This window comes from Acidiphilium sp. PA, assembly GCF_026191915.1.
GTDB lineage: Bacteria > Pseudomonadota > Alphaproteobacteria > Acetobacterales > Acetobacteraceae > Acidiphilium.
Genome location: NZ_JAIMBY010000004.1, coordinates 69126 through 81423 on the forward strand (window position 1 = coordinate 69126; position 12298 = coordinate 81423).

At 62.8% G+C, this 12298-nt stretch carries 17 protein-coding genes; 11 read left to right on the top strand and 6 right to left on the bottom strand.

Features of this window, described 5'->3' with window-relative positions; translation table 11 throughout:
* The first annotated feature begins 10 nt into the window (after window positions 1-10).
* The 3 genes from ilvN to AruPA_RS07795 all read left to right on the top strand — a co-directional run bounded on the left by ilvN (window position 11) and on the right by AruPA_RS07795 (window position 2637).
* Complete coding sequence (gene ilvN / locus AruPA_RS07785; RefSeq protein WP_265636101.1) at window positions 11-529, top strand: acetolactate synthase small subunit; 519 nt, start codon at window positions 11-13, stop codon at window positions 527-529.
* A 197-nt stretch (window positions 530-726) separates the two neighbouring features.
* Window positions 727-1275 carry an HNH endonuclease gene (locus tag AruPA_RS07790; protein WP_265636102.1) on the top strand — a complete coding sequence of 183 codons (549 nt, stop codon included), beginning with the start codon at window positions 727-729 and terminating at the stop codon, window positions 1273-1275.
* A gap of 213 nt (window positions 1276-1488) precedes the next feature.
* Window positions 1489-2637 carry an acyltransferase gene (locus tag AruPA_RS07795; RefSeq protein ID WP_265636103.1) on the top strand — a complete coding sequence of 383 codons (1149 nt, stop codon included), beginning with the start codon at window positions 1489-1491 and terminating at the stop codon, window positions 2635-2637.
* A 133-nt stretch (window positions 2638-2770) separates the two neighbouring features.
* Here AruPA_RS07795 and AruPA_RS07800 read toward each other — a convergent pair whose 3' ends face one another.
* Window positions 2771-3109, bottom strand: coding sequence for a hypothetical protein (locus tag AruPA_RS07800; RefSeq protein WP_265636104.1), 339 nt, complete (start codon window positions 3107-3109; stop codon window positions 2771-2773).
* Window positions 3110-3299: 190 nt separating this feature from the next.
* Between AruPA_RS07800 and alkB the strand changes: the two genes are divergently transcribed.
* Window positions 3300-3938, top strand: coding sequence for a DNA oxidative demethylase AlkB (alkB, locus tag AruPA_RS07805; RefSeq protein WP_265636105.1), 639 nt, complete (start codon window positions 3300-3302; stop codon window positions 3936-3938).
* A gap of 107 nt (window positions 3939-4045) precedes the next feature.
* Here the strand turns inward: alkB and AruPA_RS07810 are convergent, their stop codons facing one another.
* Window positions 4046-4984, bottom strand: coding sequence for a sigma 54-interacting transcriptional regulator (locus tag AruPA_RS07810; RefSeq protein WP_265636269.1), 939 nt, complete (start codon window positions 4982-4984; stop codon window positions 4046-4048).
* 179 nt (window positions 4985-5163) lie between these two features.
* On the opposite strand from AruPA_RS07810, the gene pspA reads away from it, so the two are divergent.
* Genes pspA through AruPA_RS07845 form a run of 7 tightly spaced genes read left to right on the top strand, consistent with a single transcriptional unit; the run spans window position 5164 to window position 8389 of the window.
* Window positions 5164-5847, top strand: a complete 684-nt coding sequence (gene pspA / locus AruPA_RS07815) for a phage shock protein PspA (protein WP_265636106.1) — start codon at window positions 5164-5166, stop codon at window positions 5845-5847.
* A 27-nt stretch (window positions 5848-5874) separates the two neighbouring features.
* Window positions 5875-6105, top strand: a complete 231-nt coding sequence (locus tag AruPA_RS07820; protein WP_265636107.1) for an envelope stress response membrane protein PspB — start codon at window positions 5875-5877, stop codon at window positions 6103-6105.
* Between the two features lie 2 nt (window positions 6106-6107).
* Complete coding sequence (gene pspB / locus AruPA_RS07825) at window positions 6108-6356, top strand: envelope stress response membrane protein PspB (protein ID WP_265636108.1); 249 nt, start codon at window positions 6108-6110, stop codon at window positions 6354-6356.
* Window positions 6357-6373: 17 nt separating this feature from the next.
* The gene (locus tag AruPA_RS07830) at window positions 6374-6790 is read left to right on the top strand and encodes a PspC domain-containing protein (protein WP_265636109.1); all 417 of its coding nucleotides are present in this window, start codon (window positions 6374-6376) and stop codon (window positions 6788-6790) included.
* A 28-nt stretch (window positions 6791-6818) separates the two neighbouring features.
* Entirely contained in the window at window positions 6819-7079 is a 261-nt protein-coding gene (locus tag AruPA_RS07835) for a hypothetical protein (protein ID WP_265636110.1), read from the top strand.
* A gap of 14 nt (window positions 7080-7093) precedes the next feature.
* A complete protein-coding gene (locus AruPA_RS07840) occupies window positions 7094-7702 on the top strand; it encodes a GIN domain-containing protein (RefSeq protein WP_265636111.1) in 609 nt (202 codons plus the stop codon).
* A 48-nt stretch (window positions 7703-7750) separates the two neighbouring features.
* Complete coding sequence (locus AruPA_RS07845; RefSeq protein ID WP_265636112.1) at window positions 7751-8389, top strand: head GIN domain-containing protein; 639 nt, start codon at window positions 7751-7753, stop codon at window positions 8387-8389.
* 19 nt (window positions 8390-8408) lie between these two features.
* Here the strand turns inward: AruPA_RS07845 and AruPA_RS07850 are convergent, their stop codons facing one another.
* From AruPA_RS07850 to rfaE1, 4 genes are all read right to left on the bottom strand, one after another.
* Window positions 8409-9302, bottom strand: coding sequence for a GntR family transcriptional regulator (locus AruPA_RS07850; RefSeq protein WP_265636113.1), 894 nt, complete (start codon window positions 9300-9302; stop codon window positions 8409-8411).
* 65 nt (window positions 9303-9367) lie between these two features.
* Window positions 9368-9922: an SRPBCC family protein gene (locus AruPA_RS07855; protein WP_265636114.1), complete on the bottom strand. Its 555-nt coding sequence runs from the start codon at window positions 9920-9922 to the stop codon at window positions 9368-9370.
* 196 nt (window positions 9923-10118) lie between these two features.
* The gene (locus AruPA_RS07860) at window positions 10119-10775 is read right to left on the bottom strand and encodes an ATP-dependent Clp protease proteolytic subunit (RefSeq protein WP_265636115.1); all 657 of its coding nucleotides are present in this window, start codon (window positions 10773-10775) and stop codon (window positions 10119-10121) included.
* A gap of 61 nt (window positions 10776-10836) precedes the next feature.
* Window positions 10837-12297: a D-glycero-beta-D-manno-heptose-7-phosphate kinase gene (rfaE1, locus tag AruPA_RS07865; protein WP_265636116.1), complete on the bottom strand. Its 1461-nt coding sequence runs from the start codon at window positions 12295-12297 to the stop codon at window positions 10837-10839.
* Between the last annotated feature and the right edge of the window lies 1 nt (window position 12298).

Sequence of the window (12298 nt, forward strand, 5' to 3'; positions counted from 1 at the left end):
AGCCCCGCCCATGAACGCCATCGTCGAACAAACCCTCCGCTCCGCCACCATCTCCGTCCTCGTCGAAAACGAATCCGGCGTCCTCGCCCGCGTCATCGGCCTGTTCTCCGGCCGCGGCTACAACATCGACAGCCTGACAGTCGCCCCCGTAGAAGACGACCGCCGCAAAAGCCGCATCACCATCGTCACCACCGGCACCGAACTCGTCATCGACCAGATCAAAGCGCAGTTAGACCGCCTCGTCCCCGTCTACCGCGTCTCCGACCTCTCCCGCGAAGGCCCGCATTTGGCCCGCGAACTCGCCCTCATCAAAGTCATCGGCCAAAACCAAAACCGCGCCGAAGCCCTACGATTGGCCGACGCGTTTCGCGCACGAGTCATCGACGCAACCACAGAAAGCTTCGTGTTTGAATTAACCGGCGCAACGGATAAACTGGACGCATTTCTCGATTTGATGCGACCGCTGGGATTGGCTGAGGTTTCACGGACGGGTGTCGCGGCGATCGCGCGAGGAACTCGAACAATATAGTTAGTAGCTGTTTCATTTTATGGCTCGAAAAAACACGATGAAAGCTGCTACCGAGTCGATCAACGCTGCAATGAGATGTATCAGTACCATTTTTTTCTCCGGATGATACCGACACGCTATGTGCGGCACCTGCGGAAATCCTATAAAGCGGTCAAAGCAATCCCCAGTTGCCAAGGCGAAATTTTTGGTGTGACTCGATGAAAATTCCAAAACTGCTTAAAATAACCAGCAGAACATCGTCGATCACGAACGCCTTCATACAGGCAATCATACCAACTATCCCGTGGTCGGAGGAGGAGCAGCAAGAAGCGTTGTCAAAACTCAGCATGTCGAAGTCCGACATGAAGTGTGTATATTGCGGAAGTAAGACGACCGATTGGGATCATTTGCGTCCATTGGTTCGAAATAAAAAACCGACTGGATACTTGCACGAAATAAGGAACTTGGTTCCGGCGTGTGGTCCCTGTAATCAGTCAAAAGGTGGTCAAGATTGGGATAGATGGTTTCATAGTAAAACCGCAAACTCCCCAACAAAGCGAAAAATCGAAGATCTTGAAACAAAATATAATAACATCGACAACTTCTTCAGATGGGGAAATTTATCGCCCATAGAAAACCTTGTCAACAATACGGAATTACAAAAATATTGGAAAATACACGATAAAATAATAACCGCAATGCAATCTGCTCAGAAAGAAGCGGAAATTATAAAGTCTAAATTGCACGTTATGAGCACAAAACCGTAGGATGAGTCTCTCTTTAAACCCATCACTTTACTTTCCACAATCTAATCGGTCGAACGCGAAAACCCACTTGCCACATCTGTCCCAAATATCCGCAACGACACCCGAATAAACAACCGTAGGACGGAAAAGCGAAGCGCAATCTGCCTCTTCTCCCCGTCCGCCACCATCCACCCCGCCTATCCCCCGGCGCGACAACAAGTTATCCCCTCCACCATGCCGCCCCCAACCACCCATCGCCCCACCCACCGCAATCCGCGCATCGACATCCTGCGCGGCGTCGCAATCCTGATGGTGATGATCCTTCACTTCAGCGACACCTACCGCCTCTGGGATACCGGCCCCCTTCAAACGACGTTCGGGGACCCGGCCGTCTTCGCGGTCATCGGCTGGAGCAATTTCGGGGTCACGCTGTTCTTCGTCATATCGGGCTATCTCATCACGTCCAACGCGCTCAACCGCTACGGCGCCCTCCGCCACATCCCGCTGCGATCCTTCTACGTCCAACGCCTCTCCCGCCTCGAACCGCTCCTTCTCATCGCCCTCGCCATCATCGTAACCCTCGGCCTTTTCGGCCTCGCCCCCTTCAAGCAACCCAACGAACCAACAGCGGACATCCTGCTCGGCGCACTCTCCGTCCTGACCTTCTGGCACAACATCCTCATGCAGCGCCTGGGCTATTTCAATTACTGCCTGAATATCTACTGGTCGCTCTCCGTCGAAGATCTGTTCTACCTGATCTTCCCGATCGCCTGCATCCTGCTCCGCAAAACTTGGCTCATCGCCGCCCTCTGCCTGATCCTCATCGCCATCGCCCCCTGGTATCGGGCGCATCACATGCACAGCGACATCTTCTACCTCTATGCCAATGTCTCCTGCTTCGACGCCATCGCAATTGGATGCCTGTGCGCCCTGGCTACCCCCCACATCACCCTGCAACCCCGCACCGCTCTCATCCTGCGGATCGGCGCGACCATCGCCATCATCGCCCTATGGCTCAACGGCTTCGGCAGCGACCGCAAAATCTACAGCTTCACCCTCCTCGCCCTCGCCGCCGCCATCCTCATCCTCGCGAGCCGATCCGGCCCCCCACCAAAATGGTCCGACACACACCCCGCCCGCGCCATCCGCTGGCTGGGACGGCACAGCTACGAGCTCTATTTGTTCCACATCATCATCCTGGCCACCATGCGCGACATCATCCCCTACCCCGCCATGGGATACTGGCCGCAACTCCCTTGGCTGATCCTGTTCCTGACCCTGTCCGCCACCACCGCCGCCCTCGCCGCCCTCGCCGCCCGCCACATCGGCGACCCCGCCAACCGCGCCCTGCGCACCCGCTTCGACCCCCACCCCAAACCGTAGCAAGCGTGGGGAGGAAGAGCGCGGCGTCATGCGCCTCTTGTCTCACGGCGCGACCAAACAGACCTAAATAGTCGTCCGCCATTGCACCACCCGCACAATCGACCCCAATTTCGCCATCGCCTACGCACCAGCCCTAACGCAAACCAAAAACTACCCCGCCCTCGCACAGATAATATCCCGTTGCCTCATCGAACGCGACCCGCGCGATGGCATTGGGAGGCCCGCTCGCCATCGCGCATCCCACAACGCCAGCCAAAACGTACCGCTGTCCGATCCTCGGCAACCCTGGTATCATCTTATACGCATAAGCCACCCTTCGCCGACGAACATCGGTATAAACCACGCCCGTCCGGCAACTCTCAAAAGCCGGATTGATAAACCGATCGGGACCGATCGTCAGTTTCATTCCGACATAGTTCTGAAACGCTCCCAGATCGCCCGCATCACATTTCGCGCACAGCACCCGTTCCACCGTCCAAACCCGCTGCCAACGTGGCCCTGCAGCATGCGCCGGATCGCCGACCAGACACGCGGCCAACACAAGAACCCGACCGATCATCGCGCGAACCGCTGTCCGGGATTGCCCACCCCCACACGTTAGCGCAATACTTGCGAATGCCCGTTCGGATGTTCCAGATGCCCTTGGGCCAAGCTGAAAGTCGATGAATGATCTCTTCCCCGAAGATCGGGCGCGCCTTAACCTCGATCCTGGTGCGGTGTTGCTTGGCGGGTTTGCGCTGCCGATCGCCGGTGCTCTGCTCGATGCCATCGCGAGGATTGCCGCCGCCGCACCGTTCCGTCATCTCCAAACGCCGGGCGGGCGGCGGATGTCGGTGGCGATGACCAATGCCGGGCGGCTGGGCTGGGTTTCCGACCGGCGGGGTTACCGTTATGATCCGATCGATCCTCTCAGTGGCCGGGCGTGGCCGGCGATGCCGGCGGTGTTTGCCGAACTTGCACTGAATGCGGCCGCAGCGGCGGGCTATGACGGGTTCACGCCGGAGGCTTGTTTGATCAACCGTTATGAACCGGGTGCGCGGCTGACGCTGCATCAGGACCGTGACGAGCGCAATCTCGGCCAGCCGATCGTGTCGGTGTCGCTCGGTGTTGACGCGCGGTTTTTGTGGGGTGGGTTGGCGCGCAGTGATCGCACGCGCCGGATTGCGCTGCATCATGGCGATGTCGTGGTCTGGGGCGGGCCGGCGCGCCTCGTGTTTCACGGCATCGATACTTTGGCCGCCAGCACCCACGGTCTGACCGGCGCGCTGCGCTATAATCTCACGTTCAGGCAGGCCAGTTGAGATGACCCACATCTAGAAGTCGTTTAAGTAGATATTGCGGTGATCCCCACCCAATTCATGGTTTGCAAAGGCAAGCCTTTGCTGGGGTCTGGGGCAAAGCCCCAGCCTTACTTTTTCGACACCCCCAACAACCCGGCTTTCCGCATCCGATGCCGCAGCTGATCGTAGGTGAGACCCAGCGCGGCGGCGGTGCGGCGTTGGTTGTGGCGGTGTTCGGCGAGGATGGCGGTGAGGCTCGCGGCGTCAGTGGGTGGTGCGGTGGGTGTGCCGAACGGGTCGAGGCGGATGTGGTTGAGGGGGGATTGCCAGTCGGTTTCGCGGTAGAGGCTGCGTTCGACGGCGTTGCGGAGTTCGCGGACGTTGCCGGGCCAGTGGTGGGACAGGAGTTGGGTCTGGGCGGAATGGGTGAAGCCGGCGAAGAAGCTGCGGCCGAGTTCGGCGGTCATGCGTTGGGCGAAGTGTTCGGCGAGGAGGAGGATGTCTTCGCCCCGGTCGCGCAGGGGCGGGATGCGGATGACGTCGAACGCGAGACGGTCGAGCAGGTCGGCGCGGAATTTTTTGGCGGCGACGCTGGCTTGCAGGTCTTCGTGGGTGGCGGCGATGACGCGGACATCGACGGCGATGAGGTCGTTGCCGCCAACGCGCTCGAACACGCCGTATTCGATGACGCGGAGCAGTTTTTCCTGCACGGCGAGGGAGGCGTTGGCGATTTCATCGAGAAAGATGGTGCCGTGGTCGGCGAGTTCGAAGCGCGAGGCGCGGCGGCGGGTCGCCCCGGTGAAGGCGCCGGCTTCGTGGCCGAATAATTCGGAATCGAGCAAGGATTCCGACAGGGCGCCGCAGTTGAGTTGCAGCAAAGGCTGGTTCCAGCGGGTTGAGAGCAGCGCGAGGCGGCTGGCGATGAGTTCCTTGCCGGTGCCGCGTTCGCCGATGACGAGGACGGGGCGATCGATCGGGGCGAGGTCGGAGACGTGGGCGAGCATGGCCCTGAAGGCGACGCTTTGGCCGATCAGGGTGGTTTCGCTGGCGCCGGTCGTGACGGAAATGGGATTGATCCTGATATTTAGTGCTATTGTTTAGCAGTTTTTGGCTGTTGGTGGGAAGCGAAATCGGCGTGGCCGTTGTAGATCAATGAGTTAGCGGATTTTGGCTGGTTGCGGGCGGTCTGGCACGATCCATGCTTATGGTCTGGCATCTGCCTCTCTCACTCGAAAAGGAGGATCCCATGGGGATTTTCTCGCGCTTGTCCGATATCGTGAATTCCAACCTCAATGCGCTGCTCGACCGGGCGGAAGACCCGCAGAAAGTCATCCGCCTGGTGATCCAGGAGATGGAGGATACGCTGGTCGAAGTGCGCTCGGCCGCGGTGCGGCTGATCGCTGAACGGCGCGAGATCGAGCGGCGGATTGCGGCGTTGACGCGCGATCAGGACGAGTGGCATCGCAAGGCGGCATTCGCGGTGCAGCGCGGGCGCGAGGATCTGGCGAAGGCGGCATTGCTCGCGAAAAGCCGCGCAAGCCAGGCGATTGCCGAGGCGCAGCACCACATCGAGGCGGTACAGGCGGCGATTGCGCAGCAGAACGAGGATGTCGGCAAGCTGCAGGCCAAGCTCGATGATGCGAAGGCGCGCGAGAAATCGATCGTGCTGCGCCAGCAGAGTGCGACGACGCGGTTGAAGGTCAAGCAGTCGCTGTATGACGAGCGGGTGACCGATGCATTCGCCCGGTTCGAGCAGGTGGAACGCAATCTGGACCTGATGGAGGGCCGTGCCGAGGCGTATGATCTGGGCCGGCGGCCGGCGGCGCCGACGGTGGCCGAGGAGTTCGCGGCGCTGGAGGCCAATGATCAGGTCGAGCGCGAACTGGCCGAGCTGAAATCACGGATCAAGGCAGAAGAAAAAGCCGCATAAGCGCGCTGCAACGACAGGAGAGGTTTCATGTTGGATTACATGCCGTTTCTGATCCCGATTATCGCGATCGTCTGTGTCTTCGGGGTCAAGGCCTACAAGATGCACCTCGAACACCGCGGCAGCGGCGTGTCGAACGCGGATCGTCAGTTGATCGAAAGCCTGGCGGCCACGGCGCAGCGGCTGGAACAGCGGGTGGCGACGCTGGAGCGCGCCTTGCTCGATGCCGAGACGCCCTATTCCCGCGGCACGGAGGTTTAGCCATGGACCCGGTCCTGCTCTCCACGTTGCCGAGCACGCTGGTGCCGCTGGGGTTGGGCTTCATGCTGTTCGTCGCGCCGATCTGGCTCTGGCTGCATTACCGGCGCGGCGGCGGCAGGCAGGCCGAGCTGCAGCGGCTGGAAGCGGCGATCTCGGCCCTTTCGAACAATGCCCAACGGCTGGAACAGCGCGTCATCTCCCTCGAGAGCGCGCTGCTCGATGCCGAACACCCTTATCGCACACGCGTTTGAAATCAGGTCATTCAACCATGAGCACGACCATGAACCGTTCGGATTTCAACACCGCCATCGCCCGCCGTGGCATGCTGGCCGGGGTGTGCGCCGCCCTGGCAGCCTTCATCGAGGTGCCGTGCTGGATCATTCGCGGGGTCGCCGTGCTGGTGCTGATGTGGCACCCGATCGCGGCGATCCTGGTCTATCTGGCGCTCGCCGCCTTCATCCGCCATGGGCGCGGGCGGTTCTCGCAGCGGCTCGCCACCTTGCGCGACCGGGTGGCCCCGCCACGTGTGCCGGACAGGCCCACGCGAGGATCGGCACCCATGCCGGTGTTGCCGATCGATGGGCTGGCAGCGCGCTTTGCCAACCTGGATCTGCGGCTCGCCCGGCTGGAAGCCCGTGCTGCGGACCCCGATCGCCTGTTGCGCCGCCGGTTCGACCGGCTGTAATATCCATCGTCTCGTAAGGACACGCGCCATGACCGAAAAACTCATCAAGCAGCGCCTACCTGCGAACCCACCGTCTGCACCGGCACGGCCAGGGTTGATCGCCGCCCCTGCACGGCGCGAGCGCAACACGGGGCGCGCCGCCCTGATCATCGGGCCGGCGATCGGGTTCGTGTTGGCCGCCAGCCTGGCGATTTCGTTCATTCTCGCGCTGGCCGGCGGTGCCGGGCAGGCGGCACTGGGCACGGCGCATAGTCACGGTTCAGCGCGCATGGCGGTGTTCGTTCTGTGAGGCGTGCGATGGTGATGGCCCTCGCTATCGGATTGGGGCTTGTGCGCGGGGCGGCGGCGGCGACACTGCATCCGGCGTTGGCGCCGTTCCATGCGATCCGGATCGATGGCATGGCGCGCGTCCTGTTCACCGAGGCGCCGCACCAATCGGTGGTCGCAACCGCCGGTGCCGCCACGCTGAAACGGCTTCGCCTGAGCGTGAACGATGGCGTGCTGGTCGTAGGCCTGCGAAGCGGCGCGTTATCCGCCGACGATGATACCGTCCGCCTGATCATCACGGCGCCACGGCTCGATCAGGTGGCGGTCAACGGCATGGCCAGCGGCGATCTGCGCGGGCTGAGCGGGGCGGCGTTCGCCCTTGAAGTATCGGGCACGGCACGCCTGACCATGAGCGGGACGGTGCGCCGGGCGGTGGTTTCCGTGAGCGGTGCCGGGCAGGTCGATGCGCAACGCTTGATCACCGATGATCTGACGCTGAAAATCGATGGCACCGGGGTGGTGCGGGGCTATGCCAGCCGGGTTGTGCATGTCAGTGTCAGCGGGGTTGGCACGGCCCATGTCGCGGGTGATCCGACGGTGAGGGACGTGTCGAGACGCGGGATCGGTCTGGTCGAGTTCAACTGACCGGCCGGAAGCCTGGGTGAAGGCGGCGGAGACAGGATCGATGATTTCATGACAGGGCTGATCCGGACCGCGATGGCCATGGTTGCCGTGCTCATCGCAACCGCGTCAGCCCCGGCGGCCGATATCACCGCGACGCGCACCGTGGCGGCGTTCACTTCCTTGCGGGTCGATGGTCATTTCATTCTGCACGTCAGCCAGGGTACCGCGCAGTCGGTGCAGCTCGCGGGCGATCGGTACCTGATCGACAATCTGCGGATCGGGGTGGTCAAGGGCGTGTTGCGTATCGACCGGCCGCACGGGTTCGATCTGCCGAAACACCAGACCGTCACCATCACCATCACCACGCCCGGACTCACCGCGCTCGGCCTGCGGGGCCTGGTGCATGCGAGCGTCACGGGTCTTACGGGCACGGCATTCACGCTGACCAATAACGGCGCCGCCGCGGCCACGTTGACTGGCACGGTGGGGCGATTCACGCTGATTTCACGCGGGGTGAGCTCGATCGACGCCGGTGGGCTGCACGCCAGGACGGTGACAATGCTGGTGCGCGGCCAGGGCAATCTGCGCGTGTTCGCAAGCGAGGTGGCGAACGTGACGATGTATGGCGAGGGCCGGATCGATGTGCTGGGGCATCCGAAGGTGCATCAGTTCAAGACCCTGGCCTACGGCATCGTCAGCCTCAAATAGGGCGATGCCGCGCGCGGCCTCAGGCGGCTTCGCGGCGCAATCCCGCTTGCAGCGAGCGGCGCGACGTTGCGAGATGCGTTGCCATCGCACGCGTCGCCGCATCGCGCTTGCCGGCGCGCAATGCCAGCAGAATGGCCAGATGTTCAGCGATCGCGATGCGGCTGCGTTCGGTTTCCTGCTGCTTGTCCCATTGGTAATGATAATGGAACAGAAACGAAACAATATCGAAAAAATCGCGCGCGAAGCGGTTTTGCAGATGGCCGATCAGCCAGAGATGGAAATCGCGATCCAGTGTGGGGAACTCGGCGTACCGCTCGGCGAGGGCCGCCTCGATAGCGCGGTGGCGCGCGATCATGAGATCGGCGGCGGCGGCGAATTCGGGATCCTGACCGGCGGGGACGCGGTTGATCGCGGCCATTTCGATCAGTTCGCGCATATCGGCCACCTCGGCGGCGAAACCGTCGTGGAACTCCTGCAACACCCAGCCGCCGCGCGGCTGTTTGGCGATCAGCCCGAACCGGGAAAACCCGATCAAAAACTCCCGCACCGAGACCGTGCTGGCGTTGCTGTCACGGGCCAGCTCGGCTTCGGAAAAGACATGGCCGGGCCGCCAATCCCCCAGCAGCACGCGCTGCATGAAGATCAGCTCGATCTGATCCTGCGGGCCGCTGGTCTCGGCATCGTCGAAATAATCGCTGCTGACCGGAAGGCGTGCGATGACCACCCCATCGTTTTCGCGCCGCAGCACACCGAGGGTAATCAGACGTTCGAGCGCCGCGCGGACGGTTGTGCGACTGACATCGAACTGCCGGGCCAGCGCGCTGTCCGACCCGGGCGTGCCCTGACCCAGGGTGGCCACATGATCGAGCAGCGCATTGCTCGTTCGTTTCAGGAGCGTATTCGGCTTCGCCATGGTGCCGGATGCCTATCGGTGCGATCGAAACAATCCGGCGGCGATACCGCCGGATCGAACGAACATCACTGTGCGGCGAGCGGCGTCAGATTGGCAAGCCCGGTGGAATAGACGCCGGTGATTGCGGTGATCGCCGCCTTGTTGTCCATGCCGGGCTTGGGATGCGCCGAAAGATCGGCGCGCTTGAAGCTGCCGGTCCAGGTGACCCGGGTCTTGTCAGCGCCAAGCCTGGTTACCGAAATGGTTGAGTAGTAGTGGCTGACCGGCAGCACCTTCATGTTCGATTCGGTCGGCTGGATGATGTAGCTGTAGCGCATCCGCGCCGCGCTGTAGTGCTTCAGTTGCTCGGTGACGATCGGGCCACCCAGATTGAGCGTACGGACCGATCCGGGCTTGTTGCCCATGGTCGCACTGCTGGATTTGACGGCCGGCACCCAGGTCAGCGTGCCGAACTGGTCGATGATGCTCCACACCTTGGCTGCGGGCGCAGCGATCACGACGGATTTTGTGACATGCAGGACCGGCGCAGCCTGGGCGGTGCCGACGCCGGCAATCGCGAGTGCGATGGCGGCGATGGGAAGCGCGCCGATGGCGGCGCGCCGTGATATTGTTTGATCCAAGACGACTCTCCTGTTGAATTTTCTTGTCAGTGACCTGCCCATTTCGGTGGGCATTGCTCTCTACACAACTTTGCTCCGGCTCACCAGCGACTATTTTGGCCCCAAACTATAAGGGCGCGCGACATTCGATTGGCGGCGGTTGTTGTCTGGCCGTCGGCCACCCCGCGACGCCATGGCGCGGCGGGGTGGCACGCGTTCAGCCGGCCTCGAGTTCCTTGGCGCTGTGCACCACCTTGGCAACCATGCCGTATTTGATCGCCTCGTCGGCACCCATCCAGTAATTCCGGTCGGTATCCTTCTCGACCCGCTCGAGACTCTGGCCGGTTTCACGGGCAATGATGCGGTTGATCCGCTCGCGCATCTTGATGATCTCGCGCGCCTCGATCTCGATGTCGGTCGCCGGGCCGCGTACACCGCCCATCGGTTGATGCAGCAGGAAGCGGGTGTTCGGCAGGCAGAACCGGCGGTCCTTGTGGCCCGCCAGGAAAATCAGCGCGCCCGCGCTGGCGACCCAGCCCGTGCCGATCATCCGCACCGGCGAGGTGGCATCGACGTAGCGGATCACGTCGTGGATCGTATCCCCGCTCTCGACATGGCCGCCCGGCGAATTGACATAGACATCGATCGGCTCATCCGCGGCACCCGACAATGCGAGCAACTGACCCGTCACCGCGCGGGCGATCCGGTCGTGAATTTCGCCGAAAATCAGGACCTTGCGCTGCTTGAACAGGCGGTTCTCCAACTCGGCACCCGGCGCTTTCGGCTCCTTCCGGTCGGTGTCCTTCGGATCCGCCTCCGGTGCATCCTCCTCGTCGGCTCGCGGGGCGATCCAGTTCCGATATGCGTTCGTCATCCGTTACTCCTGCAAATAGATCGCGCCATTGTGCGTGAACGACGCGGCGCTGTCGAGATGATCAGCCGCGCAGGCGCTGCACCGTGGCCGTGGTCGAATGGCCCGCCAGCAGATCCGCCAGCATGACCTTCCCGCCCCAGGACTCGACTTCACGGGCACCCACCACGGTATCGTGGGTGTAGTCAGCCCCTTTTACCAGCACCTCCGGCCGGATGATTTCCAGCACTTCGAGCGGCGTGTCTTCCTCGTAGATGACGACGAGATCGACGCTGGCGAGCGAGGCGAGCACGGCGGCGCGGGCGGCTTCGGGCTGCACCGGGCGGCTCGCCCCTTTGAGGCGGCGCACCGAGCTATCGGCGTTGATCCCGACGATCAGCCGGTCGCACGCCGCCCGGCATTGTTCGAGCAGATGAATATGGCCGGGGTGCAGCAGGTCGAAACAGCCGTTGGTGAAACCCACCCGCCAGCCGCGCTGGCGCCAGCGCTCGGCGGCTTCCGCGGCCACCTGGCGTGTCACCACCTTGCGCAAGGCGCCGGATGCCGGCTTGACCGCATCGATCAGATCGTTCGGTCGTGCGACCGCGGTGCCGACCTTGCCGACCACGAGCCCGCCCGCGATGTTCGACAGCCGGGCCGCGACTTCGAGCGACAGGCCGGCTGCCAGCCCGGCCGCGAGCACGGCGACCACCGTATCCCCCGCGCCGGAGACGTCGTACACTTCGGCGGCTTCGGCCGGATAATGCCGCTCGGTGGTCGCAGTCACCAGGCTCATGCCGTCTTCGGCGCGGGTGCACAGCACCGCGCCGAACTCGAATTGCGCGATCAACCCGCGCGCCGCCGCGACGATCGCCGGTTCGTCATCGAGGTCGAGGCCGGTGGCCGCGGCCAGTTCCCGCCGGTTGGGCGTGATCACATCCGCACCGGCGTAATGCGACCAGTCCGATCCTTTGGGATCGACGACCACTTTCCGCCCGATCGCGGCGGCATTGGCGATCAGCGCGCGTGCCAGATCGGGTGCCAGCACGCCTTTGCGATAGTCCGACAGCACCGTGACCGACGTAGCCGCCATCGCATCGGAGGCGATTTTGAGCAGCCGCTCGCCGAGCTTGGCGGGCAGCGGGGTCACGAGCTCGCGATCGGCGCGGATCAGATGCTGGCCGGCGGCGATATAGCGGGTTTTCACGGTGGTGGCGCGGCCGTTTTCCACCAACAGCCACGGCTCGACATTCGGTTGCCCGCCGATCAGGGCGGTCAGATCGGAGCCTTCCTGGTCATCGCCCACCACCGAGACGAATGCGGTGGCCGCTTCCAGCGCGGTCAGGTTGCGCACCACATTGCCCGCGCCACCCGGCATCGAAATTTCGCGGCTCACCGAGAGGATCGGCACCGGCGCCTCCGGGCTGACCCGCTCGACCCGGCCATAAACATAACGATCCAGCATCAGATCGCCGACCACCAGCACGCTCGCGCGCGCTAGAGAGTGAATCGCCGCGATCAGATCGCCATCGTCATGCTCCGTCATG